This is a genomic window from Flavobacterium frigoritolerans (assembly GCF_025847275.1).
In the GTDB taxonomy this organism is placed as follows: domain Bacteria; phylum Bacteroidota; class Bacteroidia; order Flavobacteriales; family Flavobacteriaceae; genus Flavobacterium; species Flavobacterium frigoritolerans.
This window is the reverse complement of sequence record NZ_JAOZEV010000014.1, coordinates 20,407-40,379: the sequence shown is the minus strand read 5'-3', so window position 1 is coordinate 40,379 and position 19,973 is coordinate 20,407. Positions and strand designations below refer to the sequence as shown.

Genomic DNA, 19,973 nt, shown 5'->3' with positions numbered 1-19,973 from the left:
TTACTAAAAGAAACTTTTTTAAGAAATTTATTCTTAAAATATGGGGTTTGTAGAGTTGTCTGTTTCTTTTGTGAGATAGATAAATGATTCTTTCTTACTCTAAATGATAGCATTTAACTTTTTCAAAACAATTGTATTTTCTATTTTCCTAATTAAAATCTATCTTCGCTTTTTATAAATATTTTAATGATTTAAGAATTGTTAGATTAACAAAACTGGATAATCTAACAATTCTTAAATCTGAATAAACTAATAATTAAGAATGTCTTATAATCTTCTTCAAACTCCTATCGAATATTTAAAAGGTGTTGGTCCTAATCGGGGCGAATTGCTTCGTAAGGAATTGGGGATTCATAAATATATAGATTTGGTTAACTTTTTCCCGAATAGATATATAGACAGGACTCGATATTATAAGATTAACGAATTACAAAATACAGGTTCAGAAGTTCAGATTATTGGTAAAATCATCAATATAAAAACGGTTGAATTTGCAAAGAACAAAAAGCGATTAGTTGCAACTTTTGTTGATGATACCGGACAGTTAGACCTAAACTGGTTTCAAGGACACAAATGGATTCGTGAAAGTTTAAAACTCAACGAAGTTTGTGTGATTTTTGGAAAGTGCAGTTTGTATGGCAGTCAGTTTAGTATGGCGCATCCAGAGATTGAATTAATGGCTGAGCATGAGCAAAGTCTGCGTTCAGCAATGCAACCCGTTTATCCATCAACAGAAACCTTGACAAACAGAGGTATTTCAAATCGTGTAATTAACAAGCTCATGCAGCAGCTATTTCTGGAAACACAAGCTTTGTTTACAGAAACATTACCTGATTATTTAACAAACGAATTAAAACTGATTCCTAAAAGAGCCGCTTTATTTAATATACATTTCCCAAAAAGCACAGATACTTTGGCGAAAGCCCAATACCGGTTAAAATTTGAGGAATTATTTTATATTCAGCTACAGCTGATAACTAAGAATCTGATTAGAAAGCATAAAATCAAAGGGCATCCGTTTACAAAAGTAGGTGAATATTTTAATGTATTTTATCAGAACCACTTGCCTTTTGAACTTACGAATGCTCAAAAAAGGGTGGTTAAGGAAATTCGCATTGACATGGGAAGTAATGCCCAAATGAATCGATTATTGCAGGGAGATGTAGGTTCTGGAAAAACAATCGTTGCTTTTATGAGTATGTTATTGGCACTTGATAACGGTTTTCAGGCTTGTCTGATGGCTCCAACAGAAATCTTAGCCAATCAGCATTTTATAGGATTGTCAGAATTAGCAGCAACATTAAATATCAATATAAAAATACTAACAGGATCTACTAAAATCGCTGCGAGAAGAGTGATTTATGAAGAATTAGAAAATGGTAGTTTACATATTTTAATAGGCACGCACGCTTTATTGGAAGATAAGGTTAAGTTTAAAAATTTAGGATTAGCTGTAATCGATGAGCAACATCGTTTTGGAGTAGAGCAACGTTCTAAATTATGGAAAAAGAACGAAATTCCGCCACATGTCTTGGTTATGACTGCTACTCCTATTCCTAGAACTTTGGCAATGAGTTTATATGGTGATTTAGATATTTCAGTAATTGACGAGTTGCCACCGGGACGTAAACCAATTCAAACTGTTCATCGTTATGATAGTAACCGATTGAAAGTCTGGAAATTCCTGCGCGATGAAATTGCTTTAGGCAGACAAATTTATATCGTATATCCATTGATTCAAGAATCAGAAAAAATGGATTTCAAGGATTTAATGGATGGTTATGAGAGTATTTCTCGTGATTTTCCCCTACCCGATTATTCGATTTCTATTCTTCATGGAAAAATGAAACCTGCAGATAAAGATTCGGAAATGAAACGCTTTTCTGAAGGTAAAACAAATATAATGGTTGCTACAACTGTTATCGAGGTTGGAGTAAACGTACCAAATGCGAGTGTAATGATTATAGAAAGTGCAGAACGTTTTGGACTTTCGCAATTACATCAATTACGAGGCCGTGTTGGTCGTGGTGCCGAACAGAGTTATTGTATATTAATGACTTCCCATAAATTAAGCTCTGACAGTAAAACAAGAATGGAAACGATGGTACAAACCAATGATGGTTTTCAAATTGCCGAGGTTGATTTAAAACTTCGCGGACCTGGTGATTTAATGGGAACGCAACAAAGTGGGGTTTTAAATCTTCAAATAGCCGATATTGTTCGAGATCGTGATATTTTGTCACTGGCTAGAAATTATGCTTTAATGATTCTTAAAGAAGATGCACCATTACAAAAACCTGAAAACGCTATCTTAAAAGCTGTATTTATAGAGTTAACTAAGAAAAAGAATATCTGGAATTATATTAGCTAGTTTTTTAAGTGACTAAGGTTCTGAGGCGCTAAGGTTTAAAGGCTCTTAGTTCCGATAGCAATCGGGATTGTATTCTTTGCGGTTAAGTTTAGATTAAGATAAAACAAATTGAGTATAACCCGTTGGGTGCAATTAATTTTAATACAAAGAAACATAGGTTTTGCACACTCAAAAAGGCGTTATACTTGTTTTAAATGCACATAACTAGCTTTGTGAAAGAAATGTATTTCTTTTTGTTTTCTTTTTCACAAATAAAACCTATGTTTTAAATGAAATTTTGCAAGCCGAGCTAAGCGAGAAGACGAAGTAAATGCAATCAACGGGTTGTGTATATACTCTATTGCTATATATCAAGAGATACAATCAAAAAAAGCCACTATTTTCTTCTTTTAAATCTTAGTGGTTCAGTGCCTTTGCAACTTTTAGCCTAAAAAGATTTTTTTTTTTTTGATTATCCTGTTAAACCTTTCTTCGAGAACTAAGTCTTAGTACAATTGTAATTCTGCCTCTTTTTGTCTTTCTTTAATTAAAATATTAATATTTGTACATACAACTGTTAAATATAAAGATAAGGCATTTAGTTTTGGATGCAAAAAACTAAATTTGTGAATTCACTTAAAAACCAAAATCTATTAATTCTAGTTTTACCAAAAATCTTATGAAAATAAAGAACCTAGTTTATGCCTTGCTAATAATCGGAATAGGAGGATTTATTGCCTACCGAATTGTATCCAATAAAAATAAGAATGACGAATCAAAAGGTCAAAACAGTAAAAACAATCCAATTACAGTTTCAGGTATTGTAGTAGATACGCAGACTTTTGATAATAATCTATCCTTATCTGGATCTATTGAAGCTAATGAGCAAGTAGAAATTAGAAGTGAAGTTTCGGGAATAGTCGAAGGTATTTATTTCAATGAAGGGAGTAATGTAACTAAAGGTCAGGTACTTTTTAAAGTAAATGATTTAGAATTAAAAGCTCAGTTAAAACAGGCTACTACCAAAGAAAGTCTGGCTGCAGAAAATGCAAGAAGAGCTAAATTACTTTTACAAAAAGAAGCTATTAGTCAGGAAGAATACGATGTTGCAAAAGCTGATTATGCTTCTGCACAAGCACAAAGCCAATTGATACGTGCACAAATTGCAAAAACTGCTGTAAAAGCTCCATTTTCTGGAAAAATAGGATTGCGTTCTATTTCTCCAGGTACTTATATTACCCCAACAGTTTTGGTAGCCAAATTGGTTAATACAAGTAAACTAAAAATTACATTCTCGATTCCAGAGAAATACGCAAGTCAGGTAAGAGATAATTCAATTATAACCTTTAGTGTTTCAGGATCAAATACATTATATACAGCAAAAATTTATGCTATAGAGCCAGAAGTTGCTGTAGAAACAAGAACGCTTCAAATTAGAGCTATTGCTGAAAATAAAGATGGTAAATTATTTCCAGGAACGTTTGCTGATGTAAAACTACCATTAGATATCATAAAAGACGCTATTGTAGTACCTACCGAAGCAATTATACCAGTACAAAATGGTAAAAAAGTTTTTATCTCAAATTTTGGTAAAGCCAAAGAAGTTATGGTAGAAACAGCTACACGAACTGATGCATCTATTTTGATTCTTTCAGGTTTAAAAAAGGGAGATACCGTTATAACAAGTGGTGTAATGTCATTAAAGAATGACAATCCAATTAAAGTAAAAGTTAAATTATAAGTTATGAATTTGAAATTATAAGGCTTAGCACTTTTGCTAAATCTTAAATAATTAAAAAACATAATTCATTTCCCCATTTATAATTCAAAAAAATGAGTTTATCAACTACAAGTATAAGGAGGCCCGTATTAACAATTGTTTTAAATCTAGCAATTGTATTATTTGGTCTTATAGGATATAGTTTTTTAGGTGTAAGAGAATTTCCATCTATCGATCCAGCACAAGTTTCTGTTCGTACTAATTATACAGGAGCAAATTCGGATATTATAGAATCTCAAATTACCGAACCGCTTGAGAAAGCAATTAATGCCATTGATGGAATTAGAAACATTACTTCATCAAGTGTACAAGGAAGCAGTAATATTACTATTGAGTTTAATCTTGACAAAAATCTTGAAGAAGCAGCAAATGATGTCCGTGATAAAGTATCACAAGCTGTTCGAAGTTTACCTCAGGATATAGATGCTCCTCCAGTTGTTTCTAAGGCAGATGCCAATGGTGAATCTATAATCTCTATGACAGTTCAAAGTGATACACGAAGTGCTCTTGAATTAAGTGATTATGCCGAGAATGTTATTTCGCAACGACTAGAAACTATTCCGGGAGTAAGTGGTGTTCAAATTTGGGGGCAAAAACGATATGCAATGCGTTTATGGATTGATCCTATAAAGCTAGCTGCATACGGATGCACAGTATCAGAAGTTCGTGCTGCCTTAAATGCTCAGAATGTTGAGTTACCTTCAGGAAAACTTACAGGAAATAATACAGAGTTGACTGTAAAAACAGTTGGAAATTTATCAAAACCAGAAGAATTTAATAATATTATTATTCGTTCTGATGGTGAAAAAATAGTTCGTTTAAGCGATGTTGGAAATGCCGAATTAGGTCCAGAAAATACGGAAACAAAATTAAGCCAATCAGGGCTTCCTATGATAGGACTTGCTATTGTGCCTATGCCAGGAGCAAATTATCTGGATATTTCAAAAGAATTTTATAAAAAATACGATGCTTTAAAAAAGGATCTTCCTAAAGATATCAAACTTGATATTGCAATTGATAGTACCCTTTTTGTTAAGAAATCGGTTCTGGAAGTTGCAGAAACATTAATGATATCTATTGTTCTGGTTATCTTGATTATCTTTTTGTTTTTTAGAGATTGGGCAATCGCATTTAGACCATTAATTGATATTCCAGTTTCCTTAATAGCAACATTTTTTATTATGTGGCTTTTTGGATTCTCGATTAATGTATTAACATTATTAGCAATTGTTTTGGCAACAGGACTTGTGGTTGATGATGGTATTGTGGTAACAGAGAATATTTTTAAGAAAGTTGAAGAAGGAATGTCGCCAATAGAAGCCGCAATTAAAGGATCTAATGAAATTTTCTTTGCTGTAATATCTATCTCAGTAACGCTTGCAGCGGTATTTTTACCAGTAATCTTTTTAGAAGGATTCGTAGGGCGGCTATTTCGAGAGTTTGGAGTTGTTATTGGTGCAGCAGTATTAATTTCTGCATTTGTTTCCTTGACCCTAACCCCTATGTTAAATGCTTATTTAATGAAAGGTGGCGAACAAAAAAAATCAAATTTCTATATTAAAACAGAACCATACTTCGAGAAATTAAATAGCGGATATGCTGATGCATTAGCTCGTTTTATGAAGAAAAAATGGTTGAGCTTTCCTATTATCGCAATTTGTTTTGGATTAATTTATCTGTTTTTTAGCATTTTGCCAAAAGAAACGGCTCCTTATGATGACAGAAGTGCGCTTGTTTTAAGCGTAACAACTCCTGAAGGATCTTCATACGAATATACAGATCGTTTTATGCAAGAACTAGGAAAGTTAATAGATGATTCGATACCAGAGAAAAAAGTAAGCTTAGTAATTACTTCGCCAGGATTTGGATCTTCATCTGTAAACAGTGGTAGAGTTAGAATCGCGCTTAAAGAAGCTAACGAAAGAACTCGTTCTCAGAAAGAAATTGCCGAAAAACTAACAAAATGGACTAAAAGATATTCTGAAGCAAAAACTTCAGTAACCGAACAGCCTACTATTGCAGTAAATCGCCGTGGAGGATTACCAATTCAGTATATTATCCAAGCGCCTAACTTTCAGAAATTAGAAGAAAAAATTCCTTTATTTATGGAGGAAGCCAATAAGAATGATACTTTTTCTGTAACTGATGTAAATTTAAAATTTAATAAGCCTGAAATTAATGTAAGTATCGATCGTGAAAAGGCCGAAAGCTTAGGTATTTCGATTATTGATATTGCACAAACATTACAGCTTTCGTTAAGCGGACAACGTTTTGGTTATTTTATTAAAAACGGAAAACAATATCAGGTAATTGGACAATTTGACCAAAAAGACCGTTCGAAACCATTGGATTTAACTTCGATGTTTGTAAAAAACAAAAAAGGGCAATTAATACAAATGGATAACGTAGTTACGATTGAAGAACAAAGTAATCCGCCACAATTGTATCATAACAATAGGTATATGTCGGCTACCGTATCTGCTGGTTTAGCTCCAGGAAAAAGTATTAGCGATGGTATTGATGCTATGAACGAAATAAAGGCCAAAGTTCTTGATGATAGTTTTACTACTGATTTAGGTGGTGAATCTCGGGATTTTGTGGAGAGTAGTTCGAATACTTCATTTGCATTTGGATTGGCTTTATTATTAATATTTTTGATATTATCGGCTCAATTTGAAAGTTTTATTGATCCATTTATTATTATTTTAACTGTACCGATGGCCGTTGCTGGAGCACTGTTTTCATTATGGTTGTTTAACCAAACATGGAATATCTTTAGCCAAATCGGAACCGTAATGTTGATTGGTTTGGTTACCAAGAATGGTATTTTAATTGTAGAATTTGCCAATCAATTGCGAGAACAAGGCAAACCAAAATTAGAAGCTATTTTAGAAGCTTCAGAAGCGCGATTAAGACCAATTTTAATGACGAGTTTGGCAATTGCACTTGGTGCTTTGCCAATTGCAATGTCGCTTGGAGCAGCTTCTACAAGCCGTATAGGAATGGGAGTTGTAATTGTGGGAGGAACTATCTTTTCATTAATTCTTACCTTATTTGTAATTCCAGCAATGTATTTAATGTGGTCTAAAGCCCGTAAGCACTATCCTGAGTTTGATCATATCGAAGAATATGAAAAAGAAAGCAGTAAATAAGCTGCAAACGCATACTTTAAATAAAATAGTAACCACGAATCGCTTTTAAATAAAATTTGATTTGCAGATTCGTGGTAATAAATATAAAAAATGATGTACACTAAAACTCTATTTAAATGCTTGGTTTTGTTGCTTTTTTGTGTTGCAAAAAGCAATGCGCAAGAAGTTCTTACTATAGAAAATGCAGTTAAAATAGCATTAGATAATAATTTTGAAATAAAAATAGCTTCAAATAATTTAAAAATTAATGAAACTAATGCAACAATAGGAAATGCTGGTATGTTGCCAAAAGTAACAGCTAGTGTTGTAGATAATAATAGCATACAAAATACCTCGCAAATTCGTCAGGATGGAACTTCGACTTCTTTGAGTAATGCAAAAAATAATAGTTTAAACTATGGTGTTGGATTAGATTGGACCATATTTGATGGTATGCGAATGTTTGCCCAATTAGACCAGCTTAAAGAACTTCAAAAATTAGGTGATGCTGAATTGCGACGTACTATTTTAGTAAAAGTTGGACAGGTAAATTCTACTTACTATGATTTGGTTCAACAGCAACAGCAATTGGCAGCTTTGGATACAACTATTGTAATTTCCAAACAAAGATTGACTTTGGCACAAAATAGATTTGCTATTGGAAAAGCTTCTAAGTTAGAGGTTTTAAATGCGCAAGTAGATTTAAATACAGACCAGGTTTCGTTATTGAGACAAAAAGAATTGTATGCAAATGCAAAGATTTTATTGAATCAAATTTTGGCAAGAGATTCTAAAATTAATTTTAAAGTAATAAATGAAGTAAAAGTAGATAATGCATTGATTTTAGATAATTTACTTGAATTAGCTAAAAAACAAAATCCACAATTAGAGTCGCAGATTATAAATATTAGAATCGCCGAATTACAATTAAAACAAGTAAAAGCAAATCGCTATCCTACAGTTAAATTAAATACTGGATATAATTTTGCAGAAAGTCATTCTAGTTTAGGATTTACAAGTGAATCAACTGCCAGAGGATTAAATTATGGCTTTAGTGCTTCTTTAAATTTATTTGATGGTTTTGCTCAACATAGAAATGAAAAAACTTCTAAACTAACAATTGAAAATACTAAATACGCTTTAGAGCAACAAAATCAAATTTTGAGTACACAATTAGCTACTTCTTATCAAACGTATCTAACGAATCTAGAGTTGATAAATTTAGAAGAAAACAATGAAGCTATTGCTAAACAAAATTTAGAGATTACTCTAGATAAATTTCGCATCGGGACGATTACAACTCTTGAGTTTAGAACAGCACAACTTAATTACGTGAATGCAAAAGTACGTTATAGTAACGCTCAATTTGAAGCTAAATTATCCGAAATTGCTTTAAAAGAATTAGCAGGAAATATTAGTTTTTAGTCTAAATTTGTTTTAAAATTTTATCAAATGATATCATATAATACTAAAGACTGGTTTACTTTTATTTTTCATTTCCATAAATCAGATACAGTTAGGAAATTATTTCCTATCATGATTGCTATAGCAATTTACTCTAGTCTAGTTGGTTATCTTGAAGTTTATTATTTTAAGATAGGTAAAAACGATTATGTACAGAATATTCCGATCATGCACGGAATGTTAGGTTTTGTAATTTCGCTACTATTAGTGTTTCGAACAAATACTGCCTACGATCGTTGGTGGGAAGGTCGAAAACAATGGGGGATTCTTGTAAATAATAGTCGTAATCTGGCAATCAAGCTTTCGGTAATCTTAAAAGATGAAAATGACAGGAAGTTCTTTAGAAAATTCATTCCTGTGTATGCTGATATTTTACACAAGCATTTACATGATTCAGAAACTGGAAAGCAACTTTTTGAAGATGTTGATTTAGAAATAGATCATCATAAACACAAGCCAAATCAGGTAAAGAGAATTATGTATCACAAAATAAATGATTTGTATGATGCTAAAAAAATATCGGGCAATCAACTTATTATTATAAACGACGAGTTCAAAGCTTTTACAGATGTTTGTGGTGCTTGCGAGAGAATAAAAAACACACCTATTCCCTACTCTTACAGTGCATTTATCAAAAAATTCATATTCTTTTATATCATGACTTTGCCTTTTGGTTACTCTATAAGTTTAGGTTATTATGTTGCTCCTGTAGTTGTTTTTGTTTTTTATGTACTAGCGAGTTTAGAACTTATTGCTGAAGAAATTGAAGATCCATTTGGTGAAGATGAAAATGATTTACCTACTAAAAAAATAGCCGAAAATATTAAAAAACATGTTGAAGAATTGATTTAATGTTAAATCTTCTTTTCTTATGATTATTATGTTTAAATTTAAGCTTTCGACTTAAAATTTAGAGCAATGAATAATCAACATTTTTTAATAAATCCACTTCAATTATCAAAAGAGAAATCCTTAAAAACTCTTGTTGAAAATAGAACGATTTATAACTTGAATCATTGCGAGTTAAATATCTTCGAAACATACGAATCTTCTACTTTAGTTCCTTTAAAGTTTGATGATTTGGTAGTTACAAGTATGTTGAGAGGAAAAAAGATAATGCATCTTTTTGATGATCCTGAATTCGAATATTTACCGGGACAAACTGTTGTTGTTCCTGCAAACGTAGAAATGAAGATTGATTTTCCAGACGCAACAAGAAATAACCCTACACAATGTCTGGCTTTAGCCATTGAACAATATAAGATTACAGAAACATTAAATTTCTTAAACGAGAAATATCCGAAAGAAAATGATGTGCTTTGGCAATTGCATTATCAAAATTATTTTTTTTACAATAGTGTTGATATGGCAGCTACTATCAATAAGCTCATTAAGGAATGCATGAGTTCATCTATTTCTAAAGATATTTTAGCTGATCTAACTCTGAAAGAATTATTGATTCGTATTATACAAACGCAAACTTTAAAATCTATTGATGAAGGAATAGTAATTCAGGCAAATAATCCAATAAAAGAAGTTACAGAATTTATCAAGCAGAATTTGAAGGAAAATATAAATTTAAAAAGTCTGAGTGATAAAGCATGTATGAGTACAGCCTCTTTCTATCGTTTTTTTAAGAGAGAACTAGGAATGAGTCCAATAGAATATGTATTGAATGAAAAAATTAAATGTGCGAAGAAATTACTAAAAAATCCTTCGATACAAATTAATGAGGTGTGTTATTTATCAGGTTTTGAAGATGCTAATTATTTCATCCGATTATTTAAAAAGCACGAAGGAATTACTCCAAAGCAATATCAGTTGTTGTTTATTAATTAGAGGTTCTTTTTTAAGGTTCAAAGGTTCAAAGGTTTTTTGGTAAAAGGCACAAAGGTTCTAAAAAAAAGGTTCAAAGATTTCCTGTAGAGGCGCACCGCAGTGCGTCTTTTTTTTTTGCACAATAATTACCGAGTTACTAGTAGAAAATCTTCCTTCGTCAGGGCGACAAAATTGTGGTTATCTCGCGCTAAAATTTCTTTATAACAAGATAGATTGATTCACGTTTCGCTAAAAACCTTAGTCCCTCAGAACCTTTGCACCTTTGTACCTTTTACCAAAAAACCTTTGCACCTTAAAAAATAATCTTAACTGGCTCTAATTCCTTCTCTTCTTCTTCGGTGAAAATTCGATATTCGATTTGAAATGTTTTTTTTAATGGTGTTTCCAATGAAAAACCGCCAACTCCAAATGCATCAATTACATTGAGTGTAAAATGTGCATGTTTCCAATATTCGAATAAATCTTTATCAACCCAAAATTCGGTATCTTCTATTGTTCCAATGCATATGTCTCCTGTTCGCTGGTAAAAACCACCTTTCTCAAAACATTGCGGCTGTGTTCCTTCGCAACATCCGCCCGCTTGATAAAACATTAATTCGCCATGTTTTTCTTTTAATATTTTTATTAATTCAATGGCTTTTTCTGAAGCATCAATTCTTTTTATCATGATTTTAGGTTTAAAAAAAGCAACAAACTCTTGTAGTTATTGAGAGTTTGTTGCTTTCATGATTTAATTCAATTAAGGTTTAGCAATTTCGAGCACAACCCTTCCTTCAATTTGTCCTTTTTTCATTTTGTCAAAAACATCATTGACATCTTCTAATTTTGCAGGAGTGATTGTAGCTTTTACTTTTCCTTCTGTAGCAAATTCTATTGCCTCTCTCATGTCTTTACGTGTGCCTACAATTGAACCACGAATTGTAATTCTGTTTAAAACAGTATCAAAAATTGATAAATCAAAGTTTCCTGGAGGAAGTCCGTTAAGTGCCATCGTACCTTTACGTCTTAAAGTTTCAAGACCTTGCTTGAAAGCTATTGGAGAAACGGCCGTAATTAATGCCCCATGCATTCCACCAACTTCCTTTTTTAAAAATTCTCCAGGATTTTGATTTTTTGCGTTTACTACCAAATCTGCTCCAAGTTTTTTGGCTAAATCAAGTTTATCATCGGCGATATCTATTGCTGCAACATGCATTCCCATTGCTTTGGCATATTGTACAGCAACGTGACCTAAACCTCCAATTCCTGAAATAGCAACCCATTCTCCTGGTTTTACCTCGGTTTCTTTTAGTCCTTTGTAAACTGTTACTCCAGCGCATAGTATTGGTGCCATTTCCATAAAATTTACATTTGATGGCAGGATTCCAACGTATCTTGCATCGGCAATTACATATTCGGCAAACCCGCCATCTACGCTATAACCACCATTTTGTTGGGTATCGCATAAGGTTTCCCAGCCTGTAATACATTGATCACAGCCTCCACAAGCGCTATATAGCCACGGCACACCTACAGCGTCACCTTCTTTTACATTTTTAACATCCTGACCTACAGCTACAACATAACCTACAGCTTCGTGTCCTGGAATTAGTGGCATTTTAGGTTTTACGGGCCAATCCCCTTCTATAGCATGTAAATCGGTATGACAAACTCCGCTGGTGATAACTTTTACAAGTATTTCATTTTTACCTGGTCGTTTTACTTCTACTTCTTCAATTTTTAACAGAGAACCAAATTCTCTTACAACTGCGGCTTTCATTGTTTTTGGCAACATAATGGTATTGATTTATAAGACCAGCACATTTATATACCAGTCTTTGGTTGATATAATTCTTTAAAAGAAACCTAATTTCTTTTTATCATAAGAAATCAGCATGTTTTTAGTTTGACGGTATTGTCCTAACATCATTTTGTGGTTTTCACGACCAATTCCTGATTGTTTGTATCCTCCAAACGGTGCGCCTGCAGGGTAAGAATGGTATTGATTTATCCAAACTCTACCAGCTTGAATTGCTCTTGGGACTTGGTAAATTTCGTGTGCATCACGTGTCCAAACACCAGCCCCTAAACCGTACATGGTATCATTTGCAATAGCAATAGCTTCTTCGGTTGTTTTAAAAGTAGTAACAGCTAGTACTGGCCCGAAAATTTCTTCCTGAAAAATTCTCATTTTATTATTTCCTCTAAACAATGTAGGTTTGATATAATAACCACCTTCTAGCTCGCCTCCTAAATTATTCTCTGCGCCACCAGTAAGCAATTCTGCTCCTTCTTCTTTTCCTAATTTTATATAAGAAAGGATTTTTTCTTTTTGTACAATTGATGTCTGTGCTCCTATCATTGTCGTTTTATCCAGTGGATTTCCTGCAATAATAGCTTCTGTTCTTTCTATTACTCTTTTAATAAATTTATCATAGATATCTTCATGAACTAATAATCTGGAAGGACATGTACAGATTTCTCCTTGATTTAAAGCAAATAAAACAGCTCCTTCTATGGCTTTATCAAAGAAATCATCATCATGATCAGCTACAGATGGAAAGAATATATTTGGTGATTTACCTCCGAGTTCTAATGTAACTGGTATTATATTTTCGGTAGCATATTGCATTACCAATCTTCCTGTAGTTGTAGAGCCTGTAAATGCTGCTTTAGAAACTTTTTTATTAGTAACTAATGGGCGTCCAAGTTCCGCACCAAAACCATTTACAATATTTAACACTCCCGGAGGAAGTATGTCGCCAATAAGTTCCATTAATACCAATATAGAAATTGGTGTGCTTTCTGCAGGTTTTAAAACAATTGTGTTTCCTGCTGCTAGTGCTGGAGCTATTTTCCAGACAGCCATTAATATTGGGAAATTCCAAGGAATAATTTGTGCTACGACTCCTAATGGTTCGCTTAATGCAATTGAAACTGTTTGCGAGTCTAATTCAGCAATTGAGCTCTCTTCGGCACGTATTACTCCTGCAAAATATCTAAAATGATCTATTGCGAGCGGAATATCAGCTGCTAAGGTTTCTCGTATTGGTTTTCCGTTATCTATCGTTTCTACAGTAGCAATATATTCTAAGTTATCCTCTATTTTTTGTGCTATCTTATTTAATAAAATACTACGTTCTGTAACGGAGGTTTTTCCCCATGTTTTGAATGCTTCATAAGCTGTATCAACTGCTAAATCAATATCTTCTTTACCAGAGTGTGCTGCTTTTGTAAAGACTTTTCCATCTATTGGAGAAAGTACATCAAAATATTCTCCTTTTAGTGGTGCTACAAATTTTCCGCCAATGTAATTATCGTATTTTGCCTTAAATTCAGGTCTTTTTGCTAGAGTACTCATAAAATATTTTTTTTGGATTCATTTCAAATTTACTTTCATTCTTTTATAAAGAATAGCACAATTCATTCATGTAATAGCACAAAAAAAACAGATTCTCTTTTATAACTAAATTTTAATACTCTATTAGTAAAATATTATGACAAAAAATAGATAATATATAAAATGGTTTTATTTGAGCTCAATTAATAAAGAGCTGTAAAAAACCAAATAAATTGTTTCCTACTACAATGTGCAATGCCTATATTTGTAAACTTATTCAAGAATAATATTACTCAAATGAAAATATCTTACAACTGGTTAAAACAATTCATTAAAATAGACTGGAAATCCGATGAAACATCTGCTTTACTTACTGACTTAGGGCTTGAAGTAGAAGTAGTTGAAAAATACCAATCAATAAAAGGCGGATTAGAAGGTATTGTTGTAGGGCATGTATTAACCTGTGTACAGCACCCTGATGCTGATCGATTAAAAATTACAACTGTTGATTTAGGATTAGAACATCCTATACAAATTGTATGTGGAGCAGCTAATGTTGCTGCAGGGCAAAAAGTTCCTGTTGCTACTATTGGTACTGTTTTATATGATAAAAGTGGTGAATCTTTTATTATTAAAAAAGGGAAAATACGCGGACAAGAAAGCCACGGAATGATTTGTGCTGAGGATGAACTAGGTTTAGGAACAGGTCATGATGGTATTATGGTTCTGGATGAAGCTTTGGTTCCAGGAACTCCGGCGTCTGAAGTTTTTAATATTGAAAATGATGAAGTTTTCGAAATAGGATTAACTCCAAACCGTGCTGATGCGATGAGTCATCTTGGTACAGCTCGTGATTTACGTGCAGGATTATTACAAAGAGGTCAAAACGTAGAGTTAATTACACCATCTGTAAGTAATTTTAGAGTTGACATGAGAACTTTAAAAATTGATGTAAATGTCGAAGAACCATCTTTGGCACCAAGATATTGTGGTGTTACCATTTCAGGAATTACAATAAGCGAATCTCCAAGTTGGTTACAAAACAGATTAAAAGCAATTGGAATTACTCCTAAAAATAATATTGTTGATATTACAAACTATGTTCTTCATGAATTAGGACAGCCTTTACATGCCTTTGATGCAAGTAAAATTAACGGAAAAATAATTGTAAAAACGCTTCCTGCAGGTACTAAATTTGTTACTCTTGATGATGTTGAAAGAACATTGCACCAAGAAGATTTAATGATCTGTGATGAGAAAGGTCCGTTATGTATTGCAGGTGTTTTTGGAGGGAAAAAATCTGGTGTAACAGAAAGTACTACTTCTATATTCTTAGAAAGTGCCTATTTTAATCCAGTTACTGTTCGTAAATCGGCTAAAAGACACCAATTAAACACTGATGCTTCTTTTAGATTTGAAAGAGGTATTGATCCTTCGATTACTGCATACGCATTAAAACGTGCAGCTTTATTGATAAAAGAAATTGCTGGTGGAGAGATTACTTCTGATATTGTTGAAATCTATCAAAAGAAAATAGAAGATTTCTCTGTTTTCTTAAACTTTAGCCATGTTTCAAAAATTATTGGACAGGAGATTCCAAAAGATACTATCAAAAAAATATTAGTATCTCTTGATATTAAAGTAAACAGTGTGTCTGAAGCTGGATTGGGATTAACAATTCCTGCATACCGTGTAGATGTACAACGCGAAATTGACGTTATCGAAGAAATCCTTAGGGTTTACGGATATAACAACATTAATTTTTCTAAAAAATTCAATGCGACAGTTTCTATCTCGCCAAGAACAGAAGATTATAAAGTACAAAATAGTATTGCAGCACAATTAAACTCACAAGGTTATCATGAAATGATGGCCAATTCATTGACAACAGCTGCTTATGTTAATCTTTCTAGTTTATTAAAAGAAGAACATAATGTTACAATATTAAATCCGTTAAGTAGTGATTTATCAGTAATGCGTCAATCATTATTGTTTTCTGGATTAGAAGCTATTTCATATAATATCAACAGAAAAAATTCGGATTTAAAATTATTTGAATTTGGAAAATCATACCATAAATTTCTTAATGGTTATGAAGAACATAAACATTTAACCTTGTTTATTACTGGAAACAGAAATAAAGAAACTTGGACTAATGGACAGCAATCTACAGATTTCTTTTTATTAAAAGGATATGTAAACGGTGTTCTTTCTCGATTGGGAATTGATAAAATTAATAATATCCCATCACAATCAGATGTTTTTTCTGAAGGTGCTGCAATTGGATATGGTCATGATACTTTAGTTGAAATGGGTGTTGTTAAAAAATCAATCTTAAAACACTTCGGAATTAAACAAGAGGTTTTTTATGCAGATTTTAACTGGGATCTTATTTTGAAAATAATTACTGGTAAAATAAAATATACTGAAATTCCTAAATACCCTGAAGTACGTAGAGATTTAGCGTTATTGATTGATAAAAATGTTACCTACGATAGTATTTATACCCTTGCTAAACAAACAGAAAAATCGTTGTTAAAAGATGTGAATTTATTTGATGTATATGAGGGTAAAAATCTTCCTGAAGGCAAAAAATCTTATGCATTAAGTTTTACCATTCAGGATAACACAAAAACACTCACTGATGCTCAAATTGATAAAATCATGGGTAAATTACAACAAAGTTTTGAAAATGAACTTGGTGCTAGCTTACGTTAAGTAAAAAGTATTCTATATAAAAATCCGCTAGAGAATTTAAATATTCTTTAGCGGATTTTTTTTTGATTTATAAAGAGTTGAGATTTTGTTTTAACTAGCGAGTAAGCTTTTGTAATAGCTCTCTACATCTTTCCAGTTATAATAAGGAGCAGTATTTGTTTTTATAGTTGGAACAAGAATTTCCTTTTCATGAAGAAGGAATTTTACAAGTACATCTTCCGATTTTGGTTTGCGGAAAAATACAATTTGAATGTTACCTGCCATAGGTGCTACTTTAAAATCGCTCCATGCTTCATAAAATTTATTAGTATCAGAAATACTATTATAGGTTCCTTCTAAGTGCAGTAGCATTGCCAACGGAATTATATTGCCATCATGTGCAAAACGAAGCGTTGCTCCTTTTCCTTTTGATGCTATCATTTTATTAGCATTCTCTAGAATATTTTTTAAAGTTGGTTTTTGATTTTCAAACATGAGTCCGTTATTGATAGCTGAATTAGCATCATTTACATACAAGCGATAGTTTGTACATTGCCATAAATCAAAAAGCTCTTGTTTTTCGAATAAATCATAAAAACTCAGTTTTGTTTCTACATTTTGCATCCCTCCTGCTATAGCAAATAACTTTTTCATGACCGTTTCTGGATTCACTTTTTTGATAATATAATCTTCATCAGAAAATAAAGAATTTATCAAACGATCTGGATTTAGATGTTTTGCTTCAAATTTTTGGTATTCTTCTCGCCATGTATCTTTTGCTGATCTAAAAGCTATTGCTTCTGGTGTGTGATAGTTGAGATAACGCTGCCATTTTATACCTGAATTTCTAGTAATTTGTAAGCTTGGATTAAACTCTTTAATGCGCTCACAAAAAGCATCCATACTTAATGCAACACGTACTACTGTTGTTGCGCTGGCATCTACTTGTGCTTCTTTTGTAAATACCTTTGGATAAAGATTATACATGCGTTCTGCAATACCTCTTTGTTCTTGTACCCCTATAAGTGAAAGATCTCCACCTCTAAATTCAGCTTCGCCCCAAAGTTGTTGCAAACGTTTTAATACATCTTTGCCCAGATCGGTAAGTGCGGCATTTTTGTTAGCATTTTCAAATAAATCTAATACTTCTTTATAGTCATTATCACTTATCAGATAACGAGAACCGTGACGTCCAAAATGACTTATATAAAATGCTTCATATCCTTTTGGTGCAGCCGTATAGGCTATAATATCTTTGGCAGGATATGCGTAGTAAACACCAGCCGTTTTTTCTGGTGTATCAAACATTTCCTGTTGGGTTGTTTGAGCTAAAACTATCGATAGATTAGCTAGTATAAATAATAATGATAAGCGATTTTTCTTCATTTTAATCTAATTTTTCACAAAGAGTAAATATATTCTAAAATTTGGATTTTATTTTCACAAAAAGCCCCAAATAGTGTTTTAAACTATTTGGGGGCTTTTTAGGATAATCTAAAATTTTTTTATTTTATTGTTCTTTACTAGTCATTAGCTCTTTTATGTATTTTACTGGAGCACTACCGTAGCTTAAGAACTTTTCATGAAATTGTTTTAGGTTAAATTTCGCTCCTTGTTCTTTTTTTAATGATTCTCTAAAATCATAAATCTCGGTATATCCTGTAAAATAAGAACATAATTGTACTTGTGACAGCGTTGCGCGTTTCCATTTTCCATCTGCCTCCGCTTGCTGTTGGAAAGCTTCTTTGGTTAACAAGTTTATAGCTGCTTCTTTTGACATGTCTTTAGTATGAACACTATAATCTAATATTGTGTTGCAAGTTGTTCTAAGATTCCATTTATAATACATTAACCACATTTCATCTGAGTTTTTGTATCCACTTTCTAGCATCATTCTTTCAGTATAAACTGCCCAACCTTCGATCATTGCTCCATTTCCTAAAATAGATTTTATGATGCTTGGCGATTGATTGCTGTAAACCAATTGTGTGTAATGTCCTGGAATTGCTTCGTGAATATTCAGAATTTGCAAGATGTAATCGTTATATTCTCTTAAATAGCTTTCAGCATTTTCGGCTGTCCAACCCGTCATACTTCCAACATTATAATAGGTATTTGCATTTTTATCATAAGGCCCTGGTGCAGATATTGAAGCTCCTGCAACACCTGCCATGTATGCAGGTTCTTTTCTGACTACAAGTGGTTTAGATGGGTCTATGTAAAGTAAATCTTTGGCTTTAACATAAGCTACAAGCTCTGGTATTTGTTTTTCAATTTCTGATTGAAATTTTTCAGGAGTTGTATGTTGTAATGATATTTTATCAATTACTTGCTTAATTAGTTCGAGTTTATCAGTTGGTTTTGCAGCTGTTCCATTATACTTTGTCCATAATTTATTAGCGAGAACAAACATTTTTTCATGTAAGTCATTTTTATGATTTACTGCAATTTTATAAATTTCATCAGCAGTATATCCAGACTCAATATCAAAGTTGAATTTTTTAGCATATAATTCAGAACCTAATCTAAAAGAACGAGGGGTTTTATTATCTAGATTTTTTAACCAGTTTGCATAATCTGTAATTGCTTTTACTGATACATTTGCTTTATCGATGATGCTCTTTTTTTCTTCTGGAGATAATTTACTTTTGCTTAAAGCAGCTACTAAATCTTCTTTAAAAACAGAAGTTCCACCTAGATTTTGATCTATTGCAAGTGCAGTATGTTCTTTGGTTGGGTTTTTAATATTTGACTTTGCTGCTTCATAATAAGCAGGAATCCCGTTCATTTTTAAATTGAAATTACGTAATCTCACATCTAGAGAATCATATTTACCATTTAATATTTCTGCAAAAGCACCACAAACGTTGTAAGATGATGGGTTCCACTCAGATGATTTAAGCTCTTTTATACCAAATAGTGTGCCTTCAAGCTGATTTTTAATCATATAAAAATCAGTTTTGTTATTATCAGAAAGGTTTTCTAATGGATATTGTTTTAATGAATCTAATTGAGAATTAGCAAAAGCTATTTGTTTCTTTTGATTTTCAGCATTTGGAATAACCAAAACACTATCAAATTTATGATATCCTTGGCTTGCTGCCCAATCAGGATTTAGTTTCCATAAGTCGGTAATAAAGCCGTCCTTGTATTTTTCAAATTTTTCATTTGCAACCTTATCGTTACCTGATTTAGCATTTTTATTGCAGGAAACAAGTAAAGCAACAATAACAATAGGAATAAAAAGTTTTTTCATATATATAATGTATTTAACCGCTAAAGATAAAAAATGATCTTTATGGCGAGCTATTATAATGGATTAAAATTTAACTGCAAAGTTCGCAAAACTTTATGCAAAGCTAGGAAAGCCTTTGAATCTTTGCCACTTAGAGC

12 protein-coding genes are annotated in these 19,973 nt (G+C 32.4%); 7 read left to right on the top strand and 5 right to left on the bottom strand.

From position 1 onward, the window contains the following. Nucleotides 1-262: 262 nt before the first annotated feature. The 6 genes from recG to OIU80_RS15945 all read left to right on the top strand — a co-directional run bounded on the left by recG (nt 263) and on the right by OIU80_RS15945 (nt 10,564). The gene (gene recG / locus OIU80_RS15970) at nt 263-2,371 is read left to right on the top strand and encodes an ATP-dependent DNA helicase RecG (RefSeq protein WP_264287984.1); all 2,109 of its coding nucleotides are present in this window, start codon (nt 263-265) and stop codon (nt 2,369-2,371) included. 658 nt (nt 2,372-3,029) lie between these two features. Beyond that, nucleotides 3,030-4,091 carry an efflux RND transporter periplasmic adaptor subunit gene (locus tag OIU80_RS15965; RefSeq protein ID WP_264287983.1) on the top strand — a complete coding sequence of 354 codons (1,062 nt, stop codon included), beginning with the start codon at nt 3,030-3,032 and terminating at the stop codon, nt 4,089-4,091. Nucleotides 4,092-4,183: 92 nt separating this feature from the next. Further along, nucleotides 4,184-7,282 carry an efflux RND transporter permease subunit gene (locus tag OIU80_RS15960; protein ID WP_264287982.1) on the top strand — a complete coding sequence of 1,033 codons (3,099 nt, stop codon included), beginning with the start codon at nt 4,184-4,186 and terminating at the stop codon, nt 7,280-7,282. Nucleotides 7,283-7,375: 93 nt separating this feature from the next. Next, nucleotides 7,376-8,686, top strand: a complete 1,311-nt coding sequence (locus OIU80_RS15955; protein WP_264288065.1) for a TolC family protein — start codon at nt 7,376-7,378, stop codon at nt 8,684-8,686. A 27-nt stretch (nt 8,687-8,713) separates the two neighbouring features. Then, nucleotides 8,714-9,577 (top strand): bestrophin family protein, encoded by an 864-nt coding sequence (locus OIU80_RS15950; protein WP_264287981.1) that lies wholly within the window; start codon nt 8,714-8,716, stop codon nt 9,575-9,577. 66 nt (nt 9,578-9,643) lie between these two features. Continuing rightward, a complete protein-coding gene (locus tag OIU80_RS15945; protein ID WP_264287980.1) occupies nt 9,644-10,564 on the top strand; it encodes an AraC family transcriptional regulator in 921 nt (306 codons plus the stop codon). A 292-nt stretch (nt 10,565-10,856) separates the two neighbouring features. Here OIU80_RS15945 and OIU80_RS15940 read toward each other — a convergent pair whose 3' ends face one another. The 3 genes from OIU80_RS15940 to OIU80_RS15930 all read right to left on the bottom strand — a co-directional run bounded on the left by OIU80_RS15940 (nt 10,857) and on the right by OIU80_RS15930 (nt 13,904). After that, entirely contained in the window at nt 10,857-11,231 is a 375-nt protein-coding gene (locus OIU80_RS15940) for a DUF779 domain-containing protein (protein ID WP_264287979.1), read from the bottom strand. Nucleotides 11,232-11,303: 72 nt separating this feature from the next. Beyond that, entirely contained in the window at nt 11,304-12,323 is a 1,020-nt protein-coding gene (adhP, locus tag OIU80_RS15935; protein ID WP_264287978.1) for an alcohol dehydrogenase AdhP, read from the bottom strand. Between the two features lie 75 nt (nt 12,324-12,398). Further along, a complete protein-coding gene (locus tag OIU80_RS15930) occupies nt 12,399-13,904 on the bottom strand; it encodes an aldehyde dehydrogenase family protein (protein ID WP_264287977.1) in 1,506 nt (501 codons plus the stop codon). A 276-nt stretch (nt 13,905-14,180) separates the two neighbouring features. Between OIU80_RS15930 and pheT the strand changes: the two genes are divergently transcribed. Then, complete coding sequence (gene pheT / locus OIU80_RS15925) at nt 14,181-16,601, top strand: phenylalanine--tRNA ligase subunit beta (protein ID WP_264287976.1); 2,421 nt, start codon at nt 14,181-14,183, stop codon at nt 16,599-16,601. 90 nt (nt 16,602-16,691) lie between these two features. Here the strand turns inward: pheT and OIU80_RS15920 are convergent, their stop codons facing one another. Together OIU80_RS15920 and OIU80_RS15915 are read right to left on the bottom strand one after the other, a co-directional pair. Continuing rightward, nucleotides 16,692-17,966 carry a histidine phosphatase family protein gene (locus OIU80_RS15920; RefSeq protein ID WP_264287975.1) on the bottom strand — a complete coding sequence of 425 codons (1,275 nt, stop codon included), beginning with the start codon at nt 17,964-17,966 and terminating at the stop codon, nt 16,692-16,694. A gap of 124 nt (nt 17,967-18,090) precedes the next feature. Next, on the bottom strand, nt 18,091-19,836 hold the full coding sequence (locus OIU80_RS15915) for a DUF885 domain-containing protein (protein WP_264287974.1): 1,746 nt from the start codon (nt 19,834-19,836) through the stop codon (nt 18,091-18,093). Nucleotides 19,837-19,973 lie beyond the last annotated feature (137 nt).